Origin of the sequence: Kribbella sp. NPDC059898 (assembly GCF_042730855.1) — a bacterium.
GTDB lineage: Bacteria > Actinomycetota > Actinomycetes > Propionibacteriales > Kribbellaceae > Kribbella.
This window is the reverse complement of record NZ_JBHWKR010000021.1, coordinates 71,500-92,581: the sequence shown is the minus strand read 5'-3', so window position 1 is coordinate 92,581 and position 21,082 is coordinate 71,500. Positions and strand designations below refer to the sequence as shown.

Genomic DNA, 21,082 nt, shown 5'->3' with positions numbered 1-21,082 from the left:
GCCGGTCGCCGGGGTCAGCGCTCGGACGGCATCAGGATCCACAGCGCGATGTAGATCAGGAACTGGGGGCCCGGGAGCAGGCAGCTGATCACGAAGATCAGCCGCATCGTGTTGGCCGAGATACCGAACCGGCGAGCGAGTCCGGAACAGACACCGCCGATCCAGCGATCGTGTGACGGGCGGACCAGAGAGCTAGCCATGAGTACCGTTTCCTTTCCACCGTGGGGCTTACCTCCACTATGACGGTGCTCGAGGCGGCCCGGATGCCACCGCGCCGCGGTTCCAGGGTCCACTCAGGGGTCGATGGGTGGGGCTCCCGAGCTCAACGCTGGAACCGGTACGTCTTGCTGTCGATCCCGACGCACACGCCCGGGGACATCACCACGACGCGCAGCGTGCCGTCCGGCTCGTAGTAGTCGAGACCCTCCACTTCGAAGTTGCCGGAGCAGCTGCTGTGCAGCGGGAGCTGCCCCAACGAGGTCACGTGCCCGGTGACATCACTCGAGCCGACAGGCGCGGACAGATCCACCTGCAGCAGCGGCTTCGTCGTACCGAACAGGCTGCCGTCCGGGTCGTCGGAAGAGCACAGGAGCTGAGTGGCGTTCACGAAGTCGCAGCCCTGTACGTCGCGGACCTGGTGGTCCAGGCGGACGGCAGCGGCGTACGGGAGGTTCTTCGACGGGTCCGTGGCAGCCACACCGGGCATCGGGAGGACCAGGAGGCGGTCCATCGTGCCCCACTCCCCCGTGACCAGCCACTGGGCGTCCGGGCTCACCGCGGCGAAGCTGTTGTTGTTCGCCTCCCAGGACTCCAGGGCGTGCGTGTAGGTCGACCAGGCACCGGAAGGCGACTGCACGCGGTACAGCTTCCCGCCACGGTCGTCACGCTGGTACGGCTCGACGTACCAGCCCTGTGACGCGCCTGGGTCGCCGACATGGTTCCAGCCGCGGACCAGGAGGTCCGACGGGATGGTCCCGACACCTGTGTAGCGGTACTGCGTACTTCCGCCGCGGGTGACCGTGGCGAGGCCCTGACTCTCGTCCAGCGGGCGGGCGTTGTCAGACCCGACAACATGCCATCCGGTGACGGCCTGGGCCTGGGTGGGTAGAAGGAGGGCGGCTAGCACGACAACAAGAGAGATCCCTAGTTTGCGCATGCCCAGACTTCTACCCCACGCCGACCGCCCCCGATTCGGAAATGGCATGAACATGCTGCTAATGTTCTGCTCGTTCCTGAGCCCCCGTAGCTCAGGGGATAGAGCACCGCCCTCCGGAGGCGGGTGCGCAGGTTCGAATCCTGCCGGGGGCGCGACCGATCTGGCCGATCTGTGTGCGGGTGTTGCTCGCACTTTGATCGGTCGTTGTGCTTTCTGGGGGCGGAGCCCCCAGACCCCGCCCCGGGAGGGCTCCGCCCCCCCGGACCCCCGCTGTGGGTCGCTCCGCTCACTTCGTTGGCGGGGGCGCTTCGCTTCGCTCGCTCGCTTAGTGCAGGGCGCTTCGCTTCGCTCGCTCGGGGGGCCGCTTCGCTCGCTCGCTTGGTGCGGGGGGCCTCGCCTCGCTCGCTTGATGAGGAGGCCTCGCCTCGCCCGCTTGGCGCGGGGCGCCTCGCCTCGCTCGCATGGTGCGGGGCGCTCGCTCGCTTGGTGGGGGGTGGGGGTGCGGGGTGGGGTGGGTGGAGGGTTAGGGGGTTCTGTCTGCTCCTGGGGTTTTGGCGAAGGCTTTTCGGTAGTCGTGGGTGAACTGGCTGGGGCTTGCGTAGCCGACCTCGTGGGCGATCGCGGCTGCGGAGGCGCTGCGGGTCTTGAGGCGGATGCGGGCCTCCTGGAGGCGGAGCTGCTTCTGGAACTGGATCGGGGTCATCGACGTCGCGGCGCGGAAGTGGCGGTGGAACGTGGACGGGCTCATGCCGGCCAGCTCCGCCAGGTCGGCGACCCGGAGCTGCTGACCGGGGTTGCGGCGGATCCAGCGGATCGCTTCGGCGATGTGTGCGAGCATGCCGTCGGCCAGGCCGATCTGCCGGACCAGCGAGCCCTGCTCGCCGGTGAGGAGCCGCCACAGGATCTCGCGGCGGATGCCCGCAGCCAGCACCCGGACGTCGTCCGGGCGGTCCGCGATCCGCAGTAGCCGGACGACGGGATCGAGCAGTTCGTCGTCCGCGTCGCTCACCACCAGGCCGCCGTACCGTGCCGGAGCCGCCGGCAGCTCCAGCAGAAGCGGCGCGATCTCGGCCGGATCCAGCTGCAGGCTGACGACCGTGAACGGTTCGTCCCGGGTCGCCTTCGCAGCCTGGCCGATCACCGGCAGGTCCAGTGCGGCCACCAGATACTGCCCCGCGCCGTACTCGTAGGGCACCCCATTCAGCAGTGTCCGCTTGAGTCCGGAGGCGACGATCGCCACCGACGGCTCCGTCACACCTGCTTCCGGCTCGGTCTGCGCGTCACGCCGACTGATTCGCACCCCCGGCAGCACCTGCCTGCCGTGCTCGTGCCCGTACCCGACTGCATACCGGCAGATCAGGCCCTTCAGCTCGTCGAGCAGATGCACGTCCCCCAGCTTGACAGGATCTGGCAAGGCCGCGCCAGGATCGCGCTCACGCCGCCGCCTCGTCGACTGGTCTGATCGAAGAACAGACCCCCGGCAGGAACGGAGTACGACAGTGGAGCGACGCATCCTCGGCGCAACCGGCATGTCCGTCAGTGAGTTCGCCCTCGGCGCGATGATGTTCGGTGCCATGGGCAACCAGGACCACGCGGGCGCCGCGCGCATCGTCAACCGGGCGCTGGACGCCGGCATCAACCTGATCGACACCGCCGACGTGTACTCCGGCGGCGAGTCCGAACAGATCGTGGGTGCGGCGATCCGCACGCGGCGCGACGAGGTGGTGCTCGCGACCAAGTTCGGCATGCCGATGGGCACGGACCCGAACCAGCGCGGAGCCTCCCGGCGCTGGATCGTGCGCTCCGTCGAGAACAGCTTGCGCAGGCTCGGCACCGACCGTCTCGACCTGTACCAGCTGCATCGCCCGGACCACGACACCGACCATGGCGAGACCCTGGCCGCGCTGTCGGATCTGGTCCAGGCCGGCAAGATCCTGGCGTTCGGTTCCTCGATGTTCCCGGCCGAGACGCTCGTCGAGGCGCAGTGGGCCGCCGAGCGCCGCGGCACCCACCGGTACCTGACCGAGCAGTGCATGTACTCGGTCTTCACCCGCCGAGCGGAAGCGTCCGTCTTCCCGGTCGCCCAGCGGTACGACCTGGGAGTGCTGACGTTCAGCCCGTTGAACGGAGGCTGGCTCTCGGGCCGCGCGGACCCGGCCGCGAGCCACCGGGCGACCCTCCGGCCGGCAAGCTACGACCCCGCAGCGCCGGCCGGCCAGGTCAAGGCGGCCGCCGCGGCGAAGCTGGCCGCCCTCGCCGCCGAGTCCGGCCTGACGCTGCCGCAACTGGCGACGGCCTTCGTCCGGGAGCATCCGGCGGTGACCTCGGTCATCATCGGTCCCCGTACGCAGGAACAGCTCGACAGCTTGTTGTCCGGTGCCGAAATCCGGTTGTCCGCGGACCTGCTCGACCGGATCGACGAAATCGTCCCGCCGGGCACCGAGCTCGACCCGGCAGACAACTACGCGACCACGCCGCCCGCGATCGAGCGCGCCGAGCTCCGCCGCCGGTCAGCTGTCCGGTCAGCTGTCCGGTCAGCTGTCCGGTCAGCTGTCGGGTAGCGAGAACATCGACAGGACTACTCGGTCCTTGCCTGGGGACTCGGCGAGGTAGGGCTCGATCAGGGTGGCGAAGCGGGTGCGGAAGTCGGTCAGGTCTTCTGGGCTCAGGTACAGCGCGAGTTGTGAGTAGCCGAGTTGGTCCATTCGCTCGTAGAGGTCGCCGTTCTCGACTACGCGGTCGAAGTCGGCGGCCAGGCGGGTGAGCATCATCAGGAAGGCCTGGCGGTGCTGGTCGGGGGTCATCGCGCGGGCCTCGCGGGCGTCGATGCGGCCGACCTTGGTCTGGTCGAGGCTGAGGGTGCGTTCGGTGGTGCCGCGGACCTTGCGTTCCCGGACGACGGTCAGGTAGCCGGCGTCGATCAGTGCGGCGACGTGCCGGTACAAGGTGGTCGCCGGGATGTCGGGCAGGTCCCGTTTGAGGTCGGTGGTGGTGACCTCGCGGCCCAGTACGCGCTGCGCGATCCGCCAGCGGATCGGGTGCAGCAGGACGTCCAGCACCGGGGTCGGCGACTCCTCCATCGGCTCTCCATCAGGGTTCTTTCAGGATATCCATTGATACCAACAGTGGTAATAATAGCGGCATCGGTACCATTCACTCGCCCAAGGAGACGTTGACGTGTCGCTCACTCGTCGTACCGTGCTCAAGTCCGCCGCCGCTGCCGTACCGGTCGCCGCGGCCACCACTCTGCCGTCCTCGGCAACCACCGTCACCGAACCCGCCGCGATCGGGCGGCTGGCCGACAAGATCCAGGACGGGATGGCCAAGTACGCGATCCCCGGCGCCGGGCTCGGCGTCTGGTACCGCGGCCGCGAGTACGTCCGCGGCTTCGGCGTGACCAGCGTGGACACGAACGAGCCGGTGACTGCGGACACCGTGTTCCGGATCGGCTCGACCACCAAGACATTCACCGCGACCGCGATCATGCGGCTCGCCGAGCGCGGCCGGATCAGCCTGGACCGGCCGGTCCGCGCGTACCTGCCGGACTTCGCGACCGCGGACCCGGCTGTCTCCGCGCGGGTCACCGTGCGGCAGTTGCTGAACCACTCGGCCGGGTGGCAGGGCGACTACTTCGAGGACACCGGCGACGGCGACGACGCGCTCTCGAAGTACGTCGCGGACATGACGAAGATCCCGCAGCTGACACCGCTCGGGAAGGTGTTCTCGTACAACAACGCCGCGATCGGCGTCGCGGGGCTGATCCTCGAGACCGTGTACGGGAAGACGTACGAGACCGCCGTACGGGAGTTGGTCATCGACCCGCTCGGGCTGAACCACAGCCGGTACTTCCGCAGCGAGCTGACCGGGTTCAGCGTCGCCGCGTCGCACAACATCGTGGACGGCAAGCCTGTCGTGGAGCCGTCGTTCGACCGGGTGCCGCGCGGGCTGTCCGCGGTCGGCGGGCTGATCTCGAGTGCACGCGATCAGCTGCGGTACGCACGCTTTCAGCTCGGGCACCGCGACCTCCCCCAGGTGATCAGCGAACGCACTCGGCGGGCCATGCAGTCGCACCCTGGTCCGGGTGGCACGCTGTTCGTAGAGCTGAACGGTGTCGGTGTGAGCTGGATGCTGCGTCCGACAGCCCAGGGACCGATCGTCGTACAGCACGGTGGTGACTGGTCAGGACAGCACTCCGGGTTCCTGTTCGTACCGGAGCGGGACTTCGCGATCACGTTGCTCACCAACTCGGAAAGCGGGCCGTTCCTGGTCGCTGAGCTGTTCGCTGATGACTGGGCGCTGCAGGAGTTCGGAGGAGTGAACAACCTGCCCGCCGTACCGCGGGAGCTGCCGCAGGCGCGGCTGGCGGAGTACGAGGGGACGTACGTCGCTCAGCAGATCGGATTCGACGGTAAGCCCGAGGACATCGGGCTGGACGTCAAGGCCGAGGACGGCGAACTGGTGGCGAGCGTGGGCGGTCAGACGATGCTCCGTTTCGCTTTTTACCGCAAGGACTACGTCCTGGCGCTCAACCCGGACGGTACGCCCTCGCACACCCGCGCCAACTTCGTCCGCGGCGACGACGGCAAGGTTGCGTGGCTGCGCGACGGCGGCCGGCTGTTCCGCTTCCACGCTGCTGGTACGCGCAAGGCATCGGCCTTCAGCCGTCGCGTTCTTTAGCGGCCGCTCATTAGCAGCAGGAGGTCCTGTGCGGTGCCGGTGCGTGGCTCACCGGCACCGTAGGTCCAGTCGAGGTCCGTGGCCTGCAGCTGTACGCCGGTAAGGTCCACGCCGAAGTACTTGATTTGCCGTGGCTTCATTGCGTCGAGGATGCGCCGGAGCCGGTCCAGCGGTACCTGGCGGTCGATGCCCAGTGCAACGGTCATGTCGAGGCCGTGGATCACGTCGTGCGACAGGGCGCCCTCGTAGCCCCCGCCCGGCGGCTTCCACGGGTTGTCGACGTTCTGCCGCAGACAGTCGACCAGCTCGGCCGAGGTCATCGTCGACGCGTCCTGCCGCGCCTGCCGGTCGGCGTACCGGTTGAAGTTGCCGCCGGCCCGCACCATCCCGGCCAGGAACCGCGGCATGGGGATCCGGTACGGCATGGTGATGTGCGCGACCACCTCACGGATCCGCCAGCCCGCGCACAGGGACGGCTTGTCCCAGTCTGTCTCGGCCAGCCCGGCCAGGATGTTCGCCAGGTCGGTCCGTTCACCCGCCACAGCACTTCTGATGTCCGTCATACCCCACCGACGAACGGGTCAGCGCGGGACAGACACCTCTTTCAGCCTTTTCTGCAGGTACAGGCGTTCGGCTTCGGTGCCCGCGAGGTCGAAGGCCTCGCGGTACGCGGTAGCGGCCTCGGTCGGACGGTTCAGCCGGCGGAGGAAGTCCGCCCGGGTCGCCGGGAGCAGGTGGTAGCCGGTCAGTGGACCGGCCGCGAGCTCCTCGACCAGGCGTAGACCTACGTCGGGACCGTCAGCCATACCGATCGCTACGGCGCGGTTCAGCGCGATCACAGGTGTCTGTGGGAGCTGGGCGTAGAGCCCAGCGATCTGCGGCCAGTCCGTGTCGTCCGCAGTACGCGCGGTCGCGTGGCAGGCCGCAACCGCCGCCTGGATCTGGTACGGACCGGGAGCACCGAGACCTAGCGCAGTGTCCAGGACCTGTGTGCCCTCAGCGATCTGCCCGTGATCCCATTGGGTACGGTCCTGCTCCTCCAGCGTGACGAGTGCGCCGTCTGGCGCTAGTCGGGTGTTCCGGCGGGAGTCATGCAGCAGCATTAGCGCGAGCAGTCCACCGGCCTCCGGTTCGGAGGGCATCAGCTGGACGAGCAGCCGTGCCAGCCTGATCGCTTCACTACTCAGCTGGCTCCGGACGACGTCGGAGTACCCCTCGTTGAACAGCAGGTACAGCACAGCCAGTACGGCGGGTGTGCGCTCAGGCAGCAGGTGTGCGGGCGGCACGCGGTACGGGATGCCGGCGTGCTGGATCTTCTGCTTGGCACGGGTCAACCGCTTGGACATGGTCGATTCCGGCACCAGGAACGCGCGTGCGATCTCCGTCGTACTCAGACCGGCCAGTGTCCGCAGCGTCAACGCCACCCTGGCCTCCATCGCGAGCGCGGGATGACAACAGGTGTACATGAGCCGCAGCCGGTCGTCCGGTACGTCGTACGCCGGCTCTGACGGCTCAACGCCCAGCGCAGCCACCTGCTGCAGCTTGGTAGCCCCCACAGCCTCCCGCCGCAGCCAGTCGATCGCACGGTTGCGCGCTGTCGTCGTCAGCCACGCTCCAGGGCGATCCGGCACCCCATCGGAAGGCCAGCGCTGCAGCGCCGCGGCGAACGCTTCCTGCGCGCACTCCTCGGCCAGCTCCCAGTCACCGGTCACGCGGATCAGGGTGGCGACCACCTGGCTCCACTCCTGCCGGTAGATCTCCTCGAACGTCACACCGGCGGCTCGAACACCGGCCGGATCTCGATCGTGCCGTAGCCCGCCGCCGGGTGTTTCGCCGCGATCTCGATCGCCTCGTCCAGGTCGGCGCAGTCGATCAGCACGAAGCCGCCGATCTGCTCCTTGGTCTCCGCGAACGGCCCGTCCGTGAGCAGCACGTCGCCGTCCCGCACCCGGACCGTGGTCGCCTCGTCCGCCGGCCGCAGTCCGGCCCCGCCGGCCAGCACGCCGCGCGCTTCCATCTCCTCGGTCCAGCCGCCGCACCCGTCGTTCGCGTGCGCGGCCGCGGACTCGTCGCCGGCAATCATCAGCAGGTACTTCACGCCCTCATCCTCGCAGGTCTAGCGTCGGCAGCAAGGGAACTCTTTGGGGGAGGTACGGCGATGACTGGTCGGATCGTGCACTTCGAGGTGCCGTACGACGACGGTGAGCGAGCGCGGGCGTTCTACCGCGAAGCCTTCGGGTGGAACGTCATGGAGATGCCCGAGATGAACTACACGATGGTGTCCACCGGGCCGGTGGACGAGCAGCAGATGCCGGCCGAACCGGGCTTCATCAACGGCGGGATGTTCCAGCGCAGCGCCGAGAACACCGACCTGACCCGGCCGGTGCTGACCGTCGACGTACCGGACATCGACGCCGCCTGGAAGACGATCGAGAGCCTCGGCGGCGCCCGCGTCGGCGAGAAGGTCCCGGTCGGCGACATGGGCTTCGCGGCCTACTTCAAGGACCCGGAGGGCAACATCCTCGGCCTCTGGCAATCAGCCTGACGCCTGAGCGTCACCGGAGCCACCTAGACTGCGACCGTTGGCTCCGGTGACGTTCCTCGGGAGGACCGCAAATGCCAGACCGTACCCAGACCATTGCGTACCCGGCGCCCGGGTCGCGTCCGTCGCGGCGGGATCCGGAGCCGCTGGCGCCGCATGTGATCGTGCTGTTCGGCGCGACCGGCGACCTGGCCAAGCGCAAGCTGCTGCCGGGGCTGGCGTACCTGCAGCAGTCCAGGTTCGCGCCGGACGTCCGGATCATCGGGACCGCGACCGAGGACCTGAGCTGCGACGAGTTCCGGGACCGGGCCCGGCAGGCGGTGGAGAAGTTCGGCACCCACAAGATGACCGACGAGCAGTGGGCGCAGTTCGCCGACCGGCTCGAGTACGTGCCGGTGACGGCCGGCCCGGAGGCGCTCGCGGCCGCGGTGAAGAAGGCCGAGGAGCTGCTCGGCCCGGACACCCGGCGGCTGCACTACCTGTCGGTGCCCCCGAAGGCGGCCCAGTCGGTGATCGCGATGCTCCGCGACGCCGGCCTGGTGGAGCGCGCCCGGGTGGTGATGGAGAAGCCGTTCGGTGACGACCTGGCCAGCGCGATCGAGCTGAACGACTTCGTCCACGAGACCTTCGACGAGGCGCAGATCTTCCGGATCGACCACTTCCTCGGCAAGGAAGCGGCGCTGAACATCCTCGCGTTCCGGTTCGCGAACGGCCTGTTCGAGCCGATCTGGAACCGGAACTTCATCGACCACGTGCAGATCGACATCCCGGAGTCGCTCGGCCTGGACCAGCGGGCCACCTTCTACGAGCCGACCGGCGCGTTCAAGGACATGGTCGTCACGCACCTGATGCAGGTGATGTCGTTCGTCGCGATGGAGCCGCCGACCGCCCTGGAACCGCGGGCGATCTCGGAGGAGAAGAACAAGGTCTTCCGGTCGATGCTGCCGATCAACCCCGGCGACGTGGTCCGCGGGCAGTACTCCGGCTACCGCGGCGAGGAGGGCGTGGCGCCGGACTCCGACACCGAGACGTTCATCGCGCTGAAGGTCGAGATCGACAACTGGCGCTGGGCCGGCGTGCCGTTCTTCCTGCGCACCGGGAAGAAGATGGCCGAGGGCCAGCGGATCATCTCGATCGCGTTCAAGGAGGCGCCGAAGACGATGTTCCCGTCCGGCTCCGGCGTCGGCTCCGAGGGCCCGGACCACCTGACGTTCGACCTCGCCGACTCCTCGCGGGTCTCGCTGTCCTTCTACGGCAAGCGCCCCGGCCCCGGGATGCGGCTGGAGAAGTTGTCGATGCAGTTCTCCACCCAGGAGACCGAGAACGCGGCCGACGTACTCGAGGCGTATGAACGCCTGATCCTGGACGCGATGCGCGGGGACCACACGCTGTTCACCACGGCCGAAGGCATCGAGTCCTTGTGGGACCGCTCGGCGCCGCTGCTGGAGGACCCGCCGCCCGCAAAGCCCTACCAGCCCGGCACCTGGGGCCCGAACGCGATCCACCAGCTGATCGCCCCGCGCGCCTGGCGGCTCCCGTTCGAACGCGAGTGGCGGGAGTAGGCACGCTTCGTCGTTGACGCTGGGCCATGGCCCGGGCACTCTGAGAATTCCGGAGGGGTGTCCTTTGGGGGTGGGTCATGGTGTGGCGTCGCGCGGTCGCGCTGCTCTTCCTGTACGGCGTACTCGCCGGCTGCAACTCTGGTACGTCGTCCGGCGGGTCGAGCACGCCTGACACCGAGACCAGTGGCAAGAGTGATGGCGGGGCGTTGTCCTGGGTGCCGTTCGGGCCGAAGGATCCGAAGTTCCCGACGCCGTACTGGCCGGCGTACAACGCGCTTGCGGACGGCAAGTGTTCGGAGCTGCAGGCCTATCTACGCGATGACACCGGAGGCCTCAAGGGCACCGACATCGCCACCGCGATGCTCGCACTCTGCCGGGCCGCCGTGAACGGGCAGTCGAACCAGTGGCCGCTCGTCGAGAAGTACGCGGGCGCCGATCCGGGTCCGCTGGGCAACGACTGTCTCGCGTCGCTGGTGACCGACCTGCTCGCGCGGTCCGTGACGTGGCACCAGGCGCACCCGGGCGCGAAACCCGAGGTGAAGTTCCAGCGCGTGACGAGCGGCTCGGGGCAAACCGAGTGCGGCCGCACCGAAGGGCAACCGACCGACGGATCGTCGCCCACCGCCGAGCCGACCTCGGAGTCCACCGAGCAAGGGTCGCCGACCGAGTCCTCCCCCACGTTGACCGAGTCGCCCGGATGAGTGAGCCGTCCCGCGAGTCGCCGCTCCAGGCGGTGCTGTCGGTACTCACCACGCTCGGCCCGCCGCTGACGATCGCGACGGCCCTGATGATCTACTTCGGCTGGGCGCGGAGCGACACGCAGGCGCGGGAGATGGGGCTGGACGTCAGCCTGTTCGGGTTCTCCGCGCAGGACTACATCATGAACAGCATCAGCTCGCTGTACCTGCCGCTGCTCGTGATCGCCGGCCTCGCGCTCGGCGGCCTCGCCGTCCATCGGCGGGTCGACGCCGCGCTCCGGCGTACCGAGTCCCGAGCGGTACTGCGGACCGCCGGGCGGATCGCGTTGCTCGCGGGGCTCGCGGCGATCGCGCTGGCCGTCGTCCTGGCCGCGGCGTTCCGGAGCGGTGTGGAACTGTTCGCTCCCCTGGTCGTTGCCGTCGGCACCGTTGTCGCGGCGTACGGCGCCTGGCTCCGGACCGCAGCGGGCGATTCCGGGCCGGCCGCGCTGCCGGTCTGGCACCGGGCGTTGCGGATGCTGCTGATTGGCGGAGTGGTCACGGCGGCGCTGTTCTGGGCGGTGTCCGACTTCGCGACGGTCGTCGGCCGCGGGTACGCGCTGCAGATCCAGTCGGACGTTCCCGACCTGCCCCGCGTGACCGCGGTCAGCAGTACGCCGCTCGGTGTCGAAGGGCCCGGCGTGACCGAGACGCCGGTCGTCCTGGGCGGCAAGGTGCTCTACTACCGCACCACCGGCCTGCGGCTGCTGGCCGGGTCCGGCGGCCGGATGTTCCTGCTGCACGACGGCTGGACGCCGGGGCACGGGACGGTCATCGTGCTGCCGGACAGCGACCAGATCCGCTGGCAGTTCTCCCGCTGACATAGGCTCCCGGTCATGCGGGAGATTCTGGTCATCGGCGTCGGTGCGGGCGATCCGGAGCAGGTGACGATGCAGGGCGTGTCGGCGCTGAACCGGGCCGACGTGTTCTTCGTGCTCGACAAGGGCGAGGTCAAGCAGGACCTGGTCGACCTGCGCGCCGAGATCCTGCGGCGGTACGCCACGTCGAAGGAGTACCGCGTCGTCGTCGGGCAGGACCCGGAACGGGACCGGACGACCTCGGCGTACGTCGAGGCCGTGGACGACTGGCGGCGCCGCCGGGCCGACGTGATCGCGGGGATGATCGCGGCCGAGCTCGGCGAGGACCAGGTCGGGGCGTTCCTGGTGTGGGGCGATCCGGCGCTGTACGACAGCACGCTGGCAATCCTGGACGACATCCAGGCGCGGAGCGAGCTGGCGTTCGAGGTCGAGGTGGTTCCGGGGATCAGCAGCGTGTCGACGCTGGCGGCCCGGCACCGGGTCGGGCTGAACCAGGTGGGGCGGCCGATCCAGATCACCACCGGGCGGCGGCTGGCGGCCGGGTGGCCGGACGGGGTCGACGACGTCGTGGTGATGCTCGACGCGCAGACGGCGTTCACGGAGCATCTGGATCAGGATGCGGTGATCTACTGGGGTGCGTATCTGGGGACGCCGGACGAGCTGTTGGTCTCCGGGCCGGTGCGAGAGGTGGCGGCGGAGATCGAGAAGGTGCGCGCAGAGGCTCGCGAGCGCAAGGGCTGGATCATGGACACGTATCTGCTGCGTAGAAACAGCTAGCCGCCTGCGTAGACCAAAGTCTTAGTGGGTCTGGCCTCCCGACCGAAGTCGTCCAGGTGCTTCCCGGCCGAGGCTGTCGGCATGAAGAGAATCTTGGCGATAACGGCAGCAGCAGGCAGCTTGCTGGTGGCCTTCGCGGGCCCCGGTGAGGCTGCGCAAGCCATCCGAACAGACAAGGGTTTGGTCGCGGGGAAGACGGTTGGGGATTCCCTGGTGTACGACGGGATTCCGTACGCCGCTCCCCCGGTCGGTGCGCTCCGCTGGAAGGCGCCGCAGCCGGCCGCGGCGTGGCACGGCGTACGGCAATCGGAGGTCCGCGACGTGTGCCCGCAGCAGGCGAACTCCGAGGCGCCGAAAGGCTCGACGGCCGAGGACTGCCTCTACCTGAACGTCACCACCCCCGCGAAACCATCGGCCGAGCCGCGCGCCGTGGTCGTGTGGCTGCCCGGCGGCGGCTTCTTCTCGGGAGCCGGCAGCAGCTACGAAGCGTCCAAGTTCGCGGCCCGTGGCGACGTGGTCGTTGTCACGGTCAACTACCGGCTCGGCATCTTCGGCTTCTTCGGGTACCCGGGTCTGCCCGGCTCGGGCACGTTCGGCCTGCAGGACCAGCAGGCGGCGCTGCGTTGGGTGCAGCGGAACGCCGGCGCGTTCGGCGGCGACCCCCGCAACGTCACCGTCGCGGGCGAGTCGGCCGGCGGGATGAGCGTCTGCGCGCAGCTGACCTCGCCGGCGTCCACCGGCCTGTTCGCGAAGGCGATCATGCAGAGCGGCTCGTGTGCGTTCAACTGGGCCGCGAACAGCCAGTACCCGGGCCAGGCAGCGGACTCCCCGTGGATCCCGGCCAGCCAGGTCGAGGCCAACGGCAAGGAATGGGCCGCCGGCAAGAAGCTGCCCTGTACGACGATCGACTGCCTCCGCGGCCTCAAGGCCGACGCACTCGTCGACGACACGCTCGCCTTCACCCAGATCGGGTACGGCGGGACCGCGGTCGTGCCGTTCTCCCCGGCGAAGGCCCTGCAGGCGGGACTGTTCCACCGGGTACCGATCATCTCGGGCAACAACCACGACGAGGCCAACGGGTGGCTGGCCGCGTTCGGTGACATCAAGGACTACCCGGCGCTGGTCAAGAACATGGTCGGCGAGTCCAAGGCGGCACAGGTACTGCAGCACTACCCGCAGTCCCGCTACGGGTCGCCCGCGGCCGCATGGGGTGCTGTGACGACGGACAGGATCTGGTCGTGCACACAGGTCGCGACGGACCAGCAGGCAGCGCGCAAGGTGCCTGTGTACGCGTACGAGTTCGCCGACAAGCACTCCCCGATCGCAACACCCGGTCTGGGAGCTGCACACGCCATGGAGCTGCCCTACCTGTTCCGGCTGGGTGGCTACGACTTCCCGATGTCGGAGCCGCAGCAGCAGCTGTCGAATCAGATGATCGACTACTGGACCGCGTTCGCCCGTACCGGCGACCCGAACGGCCCTGGCCGCCCGCAGTGGTCACCTACCGGCAACAGCAACGTCAGCGGCGTTTCACTCGCTCCCACCGACCAGACCGGCATCCAGCAGGTCAGCCTCAGCTCTGAACACCAGTGTCGGTTCTGGGCTGCTCTGGGTGCGTAGCGCGCCACACCCGCATGGTGATCGGCGACAGGAGTAGCAGCAGCAACGCATAGAAGGCAACACCCGGCACCAGAGACGCCAGCAGAAAGGCGACAGCGGTCAGCCCGGTCAGCAGCAAGGAGCCGACGAGCTCCCGCTTGCCGACCGGGTCAGCCGGGTTCTCGAGCTCCTTGTGACCGCTCACCAGCCAGGTGATGGCGGTCTGGGTGATGCTGAGGGCAAGGATCGTGCCCGTGTACACCCCGGCGGTGAACCGGTCGCTGTGGAATGCCCCCACGATCTCCGTCGGGAACGGCAGCACCACAATCGTCAGCAGCCAGAGCAGGTTCAGCCGCATGATGGCGGGGGTGTACGCGCGGACGTGCTCGAAGACCCGGTGGTGTCCGAGCCAGAAGTTGGCGATCACCACGAAGCTCAGCAGGAACGTGAAGATCTCCTGCCGGTGCTCGGTGATCACGCTGACCGCGTCGCCGCCGTGGCTCTTGACCTCCGGCACCAGGTCGACCAGCGGCAGGACCAGCAGCGTGATGGCGATCGCCACGACCGCGTCCGTGAACAGCACCAAGCGGTCGGGATCTCTCGTCCTACTCACGGCCGACAACAGTAGCCGTACTTCGGAGCAGGGTGATCGACAACACTACTGCAGCGAGCACAAACCCGGCCGCGGCAAGCCAGGCGGCGCCGTAGCCGTCCCTCAGAGCGAGCAGCTCGCCTTCTGCGGCACGGTGCGCCGTCGTCGAGGCAGCCAAGGTGGCGAGTACCGCCGTACCGATGGCTGCTCCGGTTTGTTGGGCGGTGTTGTTGAGTCCTGAGGCCAGTCCGGCGTCGGCCGGGTCTGCGGCGGACATGGCCAGCATGATCGAGGCAGGAATGGCCACACCGATCCCGGCACCCATCACGGCGAGCACAGGCCCGACGTTGACGAGGTACGTGCCGTCGACCGGTGCCCTGCTGATCCAGAGCAGGGAGAGCATGAAGACGACCAGCCCGGCGATCAGCATCTTGCGAGGGCCGAAGCGGACCGTCAGACGCGGCGCCAGCGACAGGGACATCAACGCGTTCATCAACGGCGACGGCAGGAAGGCCAGGCCGGTCGTCAGGGAGTCGTAGCCGAGCACGCGCTGCACGTAGAGCGCGGTCGTGAACTGGAACCCGAAGCCGGCGGCGAACAGCAGTACGACGATGACGTTCGCGACGGTGAGCTGCCGGCGCCGGAAGATGCGTAGGGCAAGCAGTGGGTGCTTGATCCGCGCCTGTCGTACGACGAACGCCGCCAGCAACAGGACTGCCGCGCCTGCCTGCACCAGGGTGCGTGTGAGAGTCGCATGCGGCTCTGCCGTCTGGACGATCGTGTACACGCCCAACGAGAGCCCAGCCGTGACCAGCACAGCACCTAATACGTCAGCACCGTTGGCCAAACCGAGCCCAGGCTGCTGCTGCAGGAGCCGTACGGCGAACACCAGAGCGGCCAGGCCGATCGGGACGTTGATCAGGAACGCCCAGTGCCAGCCGACGGTCTGGGTGATCACGCCACCGAAGATGAGTCCGATCGACGCGCCACTGGCCGCCGTGAAGCTGTAGACGCCCATGGCGCGCGCCTGCTCGGCGGGAGCCGGGAAGAGGTTCACGATCATCCCGAGGATGACCGCCGACGCCAGAGCCCCGCCGACGCCTTGCAAGAAGCGCCCGGCGATCAGGGTCCCCGCGCTGGTCGACAGACCGCACAGCATCGAGGCCGCGGTGAACGACCCGAGCCCGGCGAGGAACACCCGCTTGCTGCCGATCAGGTCGCCGATCCGCCCGGCGAGCAGCAGCAGGCCCGCGAACGCGATCAGGTACGAGTTCATCACCCAGGCCAGCCCGGCCTGCGAGAAGCCCAGATCCCCTTGGATCGTGGGCAACGCGACCGTCACCACGGTCCCGTCGAGGATGATCATCAACTGCATCACGCAGAGCACCACGAGCGCCTTCGCCCGGCCCCGCACCGCAACGTCCGTCACCACAGCCGTCTCCTGTCCTTGTACCGACAGGAGAGACCATAACAGATAGTTCTATAACAGACGATCTCTTAGCGAACGACTGTCAGCCGGCTCGCTGCCGGGACCGGCGGACGGGCTGCGCGGTGACCGGGTTCGCCAGCGGGCCGTCGACCAGCGTCGTCACCGCGTCCACGAACGACTGCCGCTGCGGCGCGGCGAGGGCGGCCAGGGCGTCGGCGTGGACGCGGTCGACGATCTGCTGGCCCTCGGCGGCGACCCGGGCGCCGGCGTCGGTGACCGCGATGATCCGCGCACGGCGGTCGGTGGCCGACGGTTTGCGCTCGGCGAACCCGGCCTTCTCGAGCGCGTCGACCGTGACCACCATCGTGGTCTTGTCCATGTACGACAGCTCGGCGATCTGGATCTGGGTCCGCTCCGCCTCCAGGGCGTGCCGCAGGACGCACTGCATCCGCAGCGTCAGCCCGATCTCGGCCAGCGCCGCGGACAACTGGGTCTCCAGGACGTGGCCGGCGTGCGTCAGGTAGCCGGTGAGGTCGGGCACGGTGCGTTCCGGGAGTTCCGCCATACCTCCGAGGGTAACGCGGAACCGTCTAGCCGCAGATGATCCCGATCCGGATCATTCCCCCGCCGCGCCGTCGGCCAGCGAGAATGCGACGGCTTGCTCGCGCCGGACCGAGCTGTCGCGAAACCGCGAGCCGGGGGCGGGCGGCGCCGGTTGCCTGGAGGGCATGACACTCCAGACGGCAACCAGGTCGCCGGCCGTGCGGTGGTACGGCGTCGGCGCGGTGACGCTCGGGATCTTCGCGATCGCCACCACCGAGATCCTCCCGATCGGCCTGCTCACCCCGATCGGCACGTCGTTCGAGCTCACCCCGGGCCGCACCGGCCTGCTGATGACGATGCCCGGGCTGGTCGCGGCCGTCTCCGCTCCGGTCGTCACGCTCGTCACCGCCCGGCTGGACCGGCGGCCGATGCTGTGCGCCCTCATGGTCCTGCTTGCCACCGCGGGCTTCCTCGCAGCCGCGGCGCCCGCGTTCTGGCTCGAACTGGTGGCCAGGTTCCTCGTCGGCCTCACCCTCGGTGCCTTCTGGTCGATCGGCGCCAGCCTCGCCGGCCGCCTGGTCCCCGGGCCACAGTCGACAAGAGCTACGGCGGTCATCTTCTCGGCAGTACCTCTCGGCTCGGTGCTCGGCGTACCCGCGGGCACGTTCCTCGGCGAGCTGGCCGGCTGGCGTACGTCGTTCGCCGCGCTCGGCGTACTCGCTTTGCTGGCCCTGATCGCGCTGCGGACCACGGTCCCTCCCCTGCCGCCGTTGCAGGTCACCCGGGCCGCCGTACTCGCCAAGGCTCTCCGTAGTAGCCCTAAGGCCTTGCTTGTCACCTGTCTGATCGTCACGGCGCACTTCGCGACCTACACGTACATCACACCGTTCCTGCGGGAAGTGATCCGCCCCGAGCTCATCGGCCTGTTCCTGCTCGTCTACGGCGCTGCGGGTCTGGTCGGCAACGCTGTCGCAGGCACGTACTCCGCGCGCAACCTCACGGCCACGTTCACCACCTGCGCCGGGCTGATCGCGGTGTCGACGTTGCTGATGCCAGTACTCGGTCGCAGTACGGCGGGAGCGTTGCTGCTGCTCGTCGTGTGGGGCCTCGGGTACGGCGGCGTACCGGTGTGCTCGATGACCATGTTCGCCCAGGCTGCACCGGAGTCACGGGAAGCGGCGACAGTGTGGTTCACGTCGTCGTTCCAGGCCGTGCTGTCGACGGGCGCGCTGTTGGGTGGTCTCGTGGTGGACGCGTGGTCGGTGTCGGTGGTGATGGTTGCTGGTGGTTGCTTCGCGGTGCTGACCGTCGCGGTGCTGCTGTGGTCCAGAACACAGCGGGTTTCGGGCACGTAGCATCACGCCTGTGGCGAGGACTGAAGGCGATCGGTGCCCTGGTGTGTTGGCAGTGCACCAGGCCGCTGACGGCGGTCTCGCCCGCGTACGGCTACCCGGTGGACGCCTGACCGCTCCACAGCTCGACGTACTGCGTGTTGCTGCCGCTGAGCTGGGTGACGGGCGGCTGGAGCTCACGTCGCGCGCCAACGTCCAACTGCGCGGGCTGGACGCCGATGGACCGCGGGAGTTGTCCGACCGGCTGTACGCCACCGGTCTGCTGCCGTCGATCACCCACGAGCGCGTGCGGAACATCATGGCGTCCCCGCTGTCCGGTCTGGACCAAGAGACGCGGTACGACGTGATGCCGGTGGTGAATGCGCTCGACGAGGCGCTGTGCGACCGCCCTGCGCTGGCCGAGCTCCCAGGACGGTTCTTGTTCGCGCTGGACGACGGGCGTGGGGACCTGGCTGAGGTGCAGGCGGATGTGGGAGCACGGGCGCTGGACGAGCGGAGCGCCCTGCTGAGCATCGGCGACCGCGGTGTTCGGGTCAACTGGGCCGCGGTGCCGGAGCTGATGCTTGCTGCGGCTGAGGCGTTCCTGCAGGTGCGTGAGCAGGAATGGCGGGTCGCTGAGGTTCCTGGTGGTGCTGAGCGGATTCTTGAACGCCTTGGGCTGCAGGCGGTTGGGGTCGCGCCGGTAGAGGGCATGCGGGTTGTTGCTGGTGTGCACGGGACGGCGTTGGTGGTCACAGTGCCGCTCGGGAGTCTCACGCAGGAGCAGGCTGCCGTGCTGGGAGAGGTACGTGTGACGCCTTGGCGCTCGGTGGTGGTGCCGGCCGGTACGCGCGGGCTGGACGAGGTCGGGCTAGTCACCACGCCGGACTCCCCGTGGGAGGGAGTCACGGCGTGTGCTGGTCGCCCGGGGTGTGCCGAGGCGCTCGCTGACGTACGAACAGACGCGGCCAAGCACCTAGTACCCCGTGGCCGGCGGGTGCACTGGTCGGGGTGTGAACGGCGGTGCGGGAAACCGGCCGGCGAGTTCGTGGACGTGGTTGCTGTCGGTGACGGATATCTGGTGGACGGGGAACGGCTGTGAGTGATGAGTACGAGCGGGACGGCGCGGAGATCTACCGGCGGTCGTTCGCGACGATTCGGGCCGAGGCGGCGCTCGACGGGCTGCCCGCCGACGTGTCGCAGGTCGCCGTACGGATGATCCACGCGTGCGGGATGACCGACCTGGTCGCGGACCTGGCCTGGTCGCCGAACGTGGTGAAGAACGCCCGCGCCGCACTCCAGGGCGGTGCCCCGGTGCTGTGTGACGCGCAGATGGTCGCGGCCGGCATCACCCGGCGCCGCCTGCCTGCGGACAACGAGGTGATCTGCACGCTGCCCGACCCGCGGACCGTCGAGCTGGCGCAGCAGTTGCGGACCACTCGGAGCGCCGCGGCCGTGGACCTGTGGACCGACCATCTCGAGGGCGCGGTTGTTGCTATCGGCAACGCTCCGACGACGTTGTTCCGGCTGCTCGAGGTGATCGCGGCGGGCGGCCCGCGACCAGCCGCGGTGCTGGGGATCCCGGTCGGGTTCATCGGCGCGGCCGAGTCCAAGCAGGCGTTGGCCGCGAACGAGCTGGGCCTCGAGTACCTGGTGGTCCGGGGACGCAGGGGCGGCAGCGCGATCACCGCGGCCGCCGTCAACGCGATCGCAAGTGAGGCGGAGTGATGACCGGGCAGTTGTGGGGTGTCGGCCTGGGTCCCGGGGACCCCGAGCTCGTCACGGTGAAGGCGGCGCGGCTGATCGGGGCCGCGGACGTGATCGCGTTCCACAGCGCGCGGCACGGGCGGAGCATCGCGCGGTCGGTCGCCGCGCCGTACCTGACCGAAGAGCAGCTCGAGGAGCACCTGGTCTACCCGCTCACCACCGAGACGACGGACCACCCTGGCGGCTACCAGGGCGCGATGGACGACTTCTACGCCGACTGCGCCGCCCGTCTGGCCGCCCATCTCGACGCGGGGCGGAACGTCGTCGTCCTGGCGGAGGGCGACCCGCTCTTCTACGGCTCGTACATGCACATGCACAAACGGCTCGCCGACCGGTATCCGTGCGAGGTGGTGCCCGGCGTGACGTCGGTGAGCGCGGCCGCCGCCGTACTCGGCCGGCCGCTCTGCGAACGCGACGAGATCCTCACGGTCCTCCCGGGAACCCTGCCGCCGGACGTCCTCGCCGACCGCCTCCGCTCGACGGACGCGGCCGCGGTGATGAAGCTCGGCCGGACGTTCGGAGGAGTTCGGGAGGCGTTCGAGCTGGCCGGCCGCGCCGACGAGGCCTGGTACGTCGAACGCGCCACCACCGACGCCCAGCGCACGGCCCCGCTCAACGAGGTCGACCCGGACGAGGTGCCGTACTTCTCCCTCGCACTGCTGCCCAGCCCGATCAACAACACGTTCGCTCCCCCAGCCACCAAGACGGCGCCGGAAGGGTCGGTCACCGTCGTAGGCCTCGGCCCGGCCGGCCCGGAGTGGATGACCCCCGAAGTACGCGCAGCCATCGCGGGTGCCGACGACGTGATCGGCTACACGACGTACGTCGACCGGCTACCCGACAGGGCTCGGCAGCGCAAACACGGGTCCGACAACCGGGTGGAGTCGGAGCGGGCCGCGTTCGCGCTCGACCTGGCCCGGAAGGGCTCCCGCGTCGTTGTCGTCTCGTCCGGCGACCCTGGCGTGTTCGCGATGGCGAGTGCGGTGACCGAGGTGGCAGCGGAGCCGGAGTACGCCGACATCGCCGTACACGTGCTGCCCGGCATGACCGCGGCGCAGGCGGTCGCCAGCCGCGTGGGAGCACCACTGGGGCACGACTACTGCGTGCTGTCGCTGTCGGATCGGCTGAAGCCGTGGGAGGTCATCGCACAGCGGCTGACCGCGGCAGCACAGGCAGACCTGGCCATAGCGATCTACAACCCCGCCTCGAAGTCCCGCACCTGGCAGGTCGCTGCCACGCGAGACCTGCTGCTGGAGCACCGTTCCGCCGACACACCGGTGGTTGTCGGGCGGGATGTCGGCGGCCCGGCGGAGGCGATCACTGTGACAACTCTGGGCCAACTGGACGCTCAAACGGTTGACATGCGGTGCCTGCTGCTGGTCGGCTCGTCACAGACGCGTACCGTGCCCCGTCCGGCCGGGCCGTTGGTCTTCACTCCGCGCCGATACCCGGCGACGGTCAGTGAACCCACACCAGGAGCCGGTTAAATCCGCGCTCCGCCTGTGTCAGGAGGCGTTCGGACGGGTAGGGGGCGTCCGCACGGCGCTTGATT

The 21,082-nt window shown here is 69.0% G+C and carries 22 protein-coding genes and 1 tRNA gene; 13 read left to right on the top strand and 10 right to left on the bottom strand.

Annotated elements, in window-relative coordinates; genetic code table 11:
- Positions 1-14: 14 nt before the first annotated feature.
- Together ACFV9C_RS40460 and ACFV9C_RS40455 are read right to left on the bottom strand one after the other, a co-directional pair.
- Positions 15-200 (bottom strand): PspC domain-containing protein, encoded by a 186-nt coding sequence (locus ACFV9C_RS40460; RefSeq protein ID WP_380202554.1) that lies wholly within the window; start codon positions 198-200, stop codon positions 15-17.
- Between the two features lie 122 nt (positions 201-322).
- Entirely contained in the window at positions 323-1,156 is an 834-nt protein-coding gene (locus ACFV9C_RS40455) for a hypothetical protein (RefSeq protein WP_380202552.1), read from the bottom strand.
- A gap of 80 nt (positions 1,157-1,236) precedes the next feature.
- On the opposite strand from ACFV9C_RS40455, the gene ACFV9C_RS40450 reads away from it, so the two are divergent.
- Positions 1,237-1,308, top strand: a tRNA-Arg gene (locus ACFV9C_RS40450).
- Positions 1,309-1,679: 371 nt separating this feature from the next.
- Here ACFV9C_RS40450 and ACFV9C_RS40445 read toward each other — a convergent pair.
- Entirely contained in the window at positions 1,680-2,543 is an 864-nt protein-coding gene (locus tag ACFV9C_RS40445; protein ID WP_380202550.1) for an AraC family transcriptional regulator N-terminal domain-containing protein, read from the bottom strand.
- A gap of 112 nt (positions 2,544-2,655) precedes the next feature.
- On the opposite strand from ACFV9C_RS40445, the gene ACFV9C_RS40440 reads away from it, so the two are divergent.
- Complete coding sequence (locus tag ACFV9C_RS40440; RefSeq protein WP_380202548.1) at positions 2,656-3,717, top strand: aldo/keto reductase; 1,062 nt, start codon at positions 2,656-2,658, stop codon at positions 3,715-3,717.
- Here the strand turns inward: ACFV9C_RS40440 and ACFV9C_RS40435 are convergent.
- Positions 3,703-4,236, bottom strand: a complete 534-nt coding sequence (locus ACFV9C_RS40435) for a hypothetical protein (RefSeq protein WP_380202546.1) — start codon at positions 4,234-4,236, stop codon at positions 3,703-3,705. The genes ACFV9C_RS40440 and ACFV9C_RS40435 overlap by 15 nt on opposite strands.
- 97 nt (positions 4,237-4,333) lie before the next feature.
- Between ACFV9C_RS40435 and ACFV9C_RS40430 the strand changes: the two genes are divergently transcribed.
- Complete coding sequence (locus ACFV9C_RS40430; RefSeq protein ID WP_380202544.1) at positions 4,334-5,833, top strand: serine hydrolase domain-containing protein; 1,500 nt, start codon at positions 4,334-4,336, stop codon at positions 5,831-5,833.
- Here the strand turns inward: ACFV9C_RS40430 and ACFV9C_RS40425 are convergent.
- Genes ACFV9C_RS40425 through ACFV9C_RS40415 form a run of 3 tightly spaced genes read right to left on the bottom strand, consistent with a single transcriptional unit; the run spans position 5,830 to position 7,931 of the window.
- Positions 5,830-6,396, bottom strand: a complete 567-nt coding sequence (locus ACFV9C_RS40425) for a maleylpyruvate isomerase family mycothiol-dependent enzyme (protein WP_380202542.1) — start codon at positions 6,394-6,396, stop codon at positions 5,830-5,832. The two genes, ACFV9C_RS40430 and ACFV9C_RS40425, sit on opposite strands and share 4 nt — an antisense overlap.
- 18 nt (positions 6,397-6,414) lie before the next feature.
- Complete coding sequence (locus ACFV9C_RS40420; protein WP_380202540.1) at positions 6,415-7,605, bottom strand: RNA polymerase sigma factor; 1,191 nt, start codon at positions 7,603-7,605, stop codon at positions 6,415-6,417.
- Positions 7,602-7,931 carry a YciI family protein gene (locus ACFV9C_RS40415; RefSeq protein ID WP_380202538.1) on the bottom strand — a complete coding sequence of 110 codons (330 nt, stop codon included), beginning with the start codon at positions 7,929-7,931 and terminating at the stop codon, positions 7,602-7,604. The genes ACFV9C_RS40420 and ACFV9C_RS40415 overlap by 4 nt, the downstream gene beginning before the upstream one ends.
- 60 nt (positions 7,932-7,991) lie before the next feature.
- Between ACFV9C_RS40415 and ACFV9C_RS40410 the strand changes: the two genes are divergently transcribed.
- The 6 genes from ACFV9C_RS40410 to ACFV9C_RS40385 all read left to right on the top strand — a co-directional run bounded on the left by ACFV9C_RS40410 (position 7,992) and on the right by ACFV9C_RS40385 (position 13,889).
- Entirely contained in the window at positions 7,992-8,378 is a 387-nt protein-coding gene (locus tag ACFV9C_RS40410) for a VOC family protein (protein WP_380202536.1), read from the top strand.
- Positions 8,379-8,449: 71 nt separating this feature from the next.
- Positions 8,450-9,937: a glucose-6-phosphate dehydrogenase gene (gene zwf / locus ACFV9C_RS40405; protein ID WP_380202534.1), complete on the top strand. Its 1,488-nt coding sequence runs from the start codon at positions 8,450-8,452 to the stop codon at positions 9,935-9,937.
- A 77-nt stretch (positions 9,938-10,014) separates the two neighbouring features.
- Positions 10,015-10,638, top strand: coding sequence for a hypothetical protein (locus ACFV9C_RS40400; RefSeq protein WP_380202532.1), 624 nt, complete (start codon positions 10,015-10,017; stop codon positions 10,636-10,638).
- Positions 10,635-11,495 (top strand): hypothetical protein, encoded by an 861-nt coding sequence (locus tag ACFV9C_RS40395; protein ID WP_380202530.1) that lies wholly within the window; start codon positions 10,635-10,637, stop codon positions 11,493-11,495. Before ACFV9C_RS40400 ends, ACFV9C_RS40395 begins: the two co-directional genes overlap by 4 nt.
- Before the next feature lie 15 nt (positions 11,496-11,510).
- A complete protein-coding gene (gene cobF / locus ACFV9C_RS40390) occupies positions 11,511-12,269 on the top strand; it encodes a precorrin-6A synthase (deacetylating) (RefSeq protein ID WP_380202528.1) in 759 nt (252 codons plus the stop codon).
- 213 nt (positions 12,270-12,482) lie between these two features.
- Positions 12,483-13,889, top strand: a complete 1,407-nt coding sequence (locus ACFV9C_RS40385; RefSeq protein WP_380202526.1) for a carboxylesterase/lipase family protein — start codon at positions 12,483-12,485, stop codon at positions 13,887-13,889.
- Here the strand turns inward: ACFV9C_RS40385 and ACFV9C_RS40380 are convergent.
- The 3 genes from ACFV9C_RS40380 to ACFV9C_RS40370 all read right to left on the bottom strand — a co-directional run bounded on the left by ACFV9C_RS40380 (position 13,843) and on the right by ACFV9C_RS40370 (position 16,454).
- Positions 13,843-14,481 carry a TMEM175 family protein gene (locus tag ACFV9C_RS40380; RefSeq protein WP_380202524.1) on the bottom strand — a complete coding sequence of 213 codons (639 nt, stop codon included), beginning with the start codon at positions 14,479-14,481 and terminating at the stop codon, positions 13,843-13,845. The two genes, ACFV9C_RS40385 and ACFV9C_RS40380, sit on opposite strands and share 47 nt — an antisense overlap.
- Complete coding sequence (locus tag ACFV9C_RS40375) at positions 14,474-15,889, bottom strand: MFS transporter (protein ID WP_380202522.1); 1,416 nt, start codon at positions 15,887-15,889, stop codon at positions 14,474-14,476. The genes ACFV9C_RS40380 and ACFV9C_RS40375 overlap by 8 nt, the downstream gene beginning before the upstream one ends.
- An 82-nt stretch (positions 15,890-15,971) precedes the next feature.
- Positions 15,972-16,454 carry a MarR family winged helix-turn-helix transcriptional regulator gene (locus tag ACFV9C_RS40370; RefSeq protein ID WP_380202520.1) on the bottom strand — a complete coding sequence of 161 codons (483 nt, stop codon included), beginning with the start codon at positions 16,452-16,454 and terminating at the stop codon, positions 15,972-15,974.
- 163 nt (positions 16,455-16,617) lie between these two features.
- On the opposite strand from ACFV9C_RS40370, the gene ACFV9C_RS40365 reads away from it, so the two are divergent.
- From ACFV9C_RS40365 to ACFV9C_RS40350, 4 genes are read left to right on the top strand one after another with little or no spacing between them, the layout of a single operon-like run.
- Positions 16,618-17,787: an MFS transporter gene (locus ACFV9C_RS40365; protein WP_380202518.1), complete on the top strand. Its 1,170-nt coding sequence runs from the start codon at positions 16,618-16,620 to the stop codon at positions 17,785-17,787.
- 43 nt (positions 17,788-17,830) lie between these two features.
- On the top strand, positions 17,831-18,865 hold the full coding sequence (locus ACFV9C_RS40360) for a precorrin-3B synthase (protein ID WP_380202516.1): 1,035 nt from the start codon (positions 17,831-17,833) through the stop codon (positions 18,863-18,865).
- On the top strand, positions 18,862-19,491 hold the full coding sequence (locus tag ACFV9C_RS40355) for a precorrin-8X methylmutase (RefSeq protein ID WP_380202514.1): 630 nt from the start codon (positions 18,862-18,864) through the stop codon (positions 19,489-19,491). Before ACFV9C_RS40360 ends, ACFV9C_RS40355 begins: the two co-directional genes overlap by 4 nt.
- Complete coding sequence (locus tag ACFV9C_RS40350; protein WP_380202512.1) at positions 19,491-21,017, top strand: precorrin-2 C(20)-methyltransferase; 1,527 nt, start codon at positions 19,491-19,493, stop codon at positions 21,015-21,017. The genes ACFV9C_RS40355 and ACFV9C_RS40350 overlap by 1 nt, the downstream gene beginning before the upstream one ends.
- The last annotated feature ends 65 nt before the right edge of the window (positions 21,018-21,082 follow it).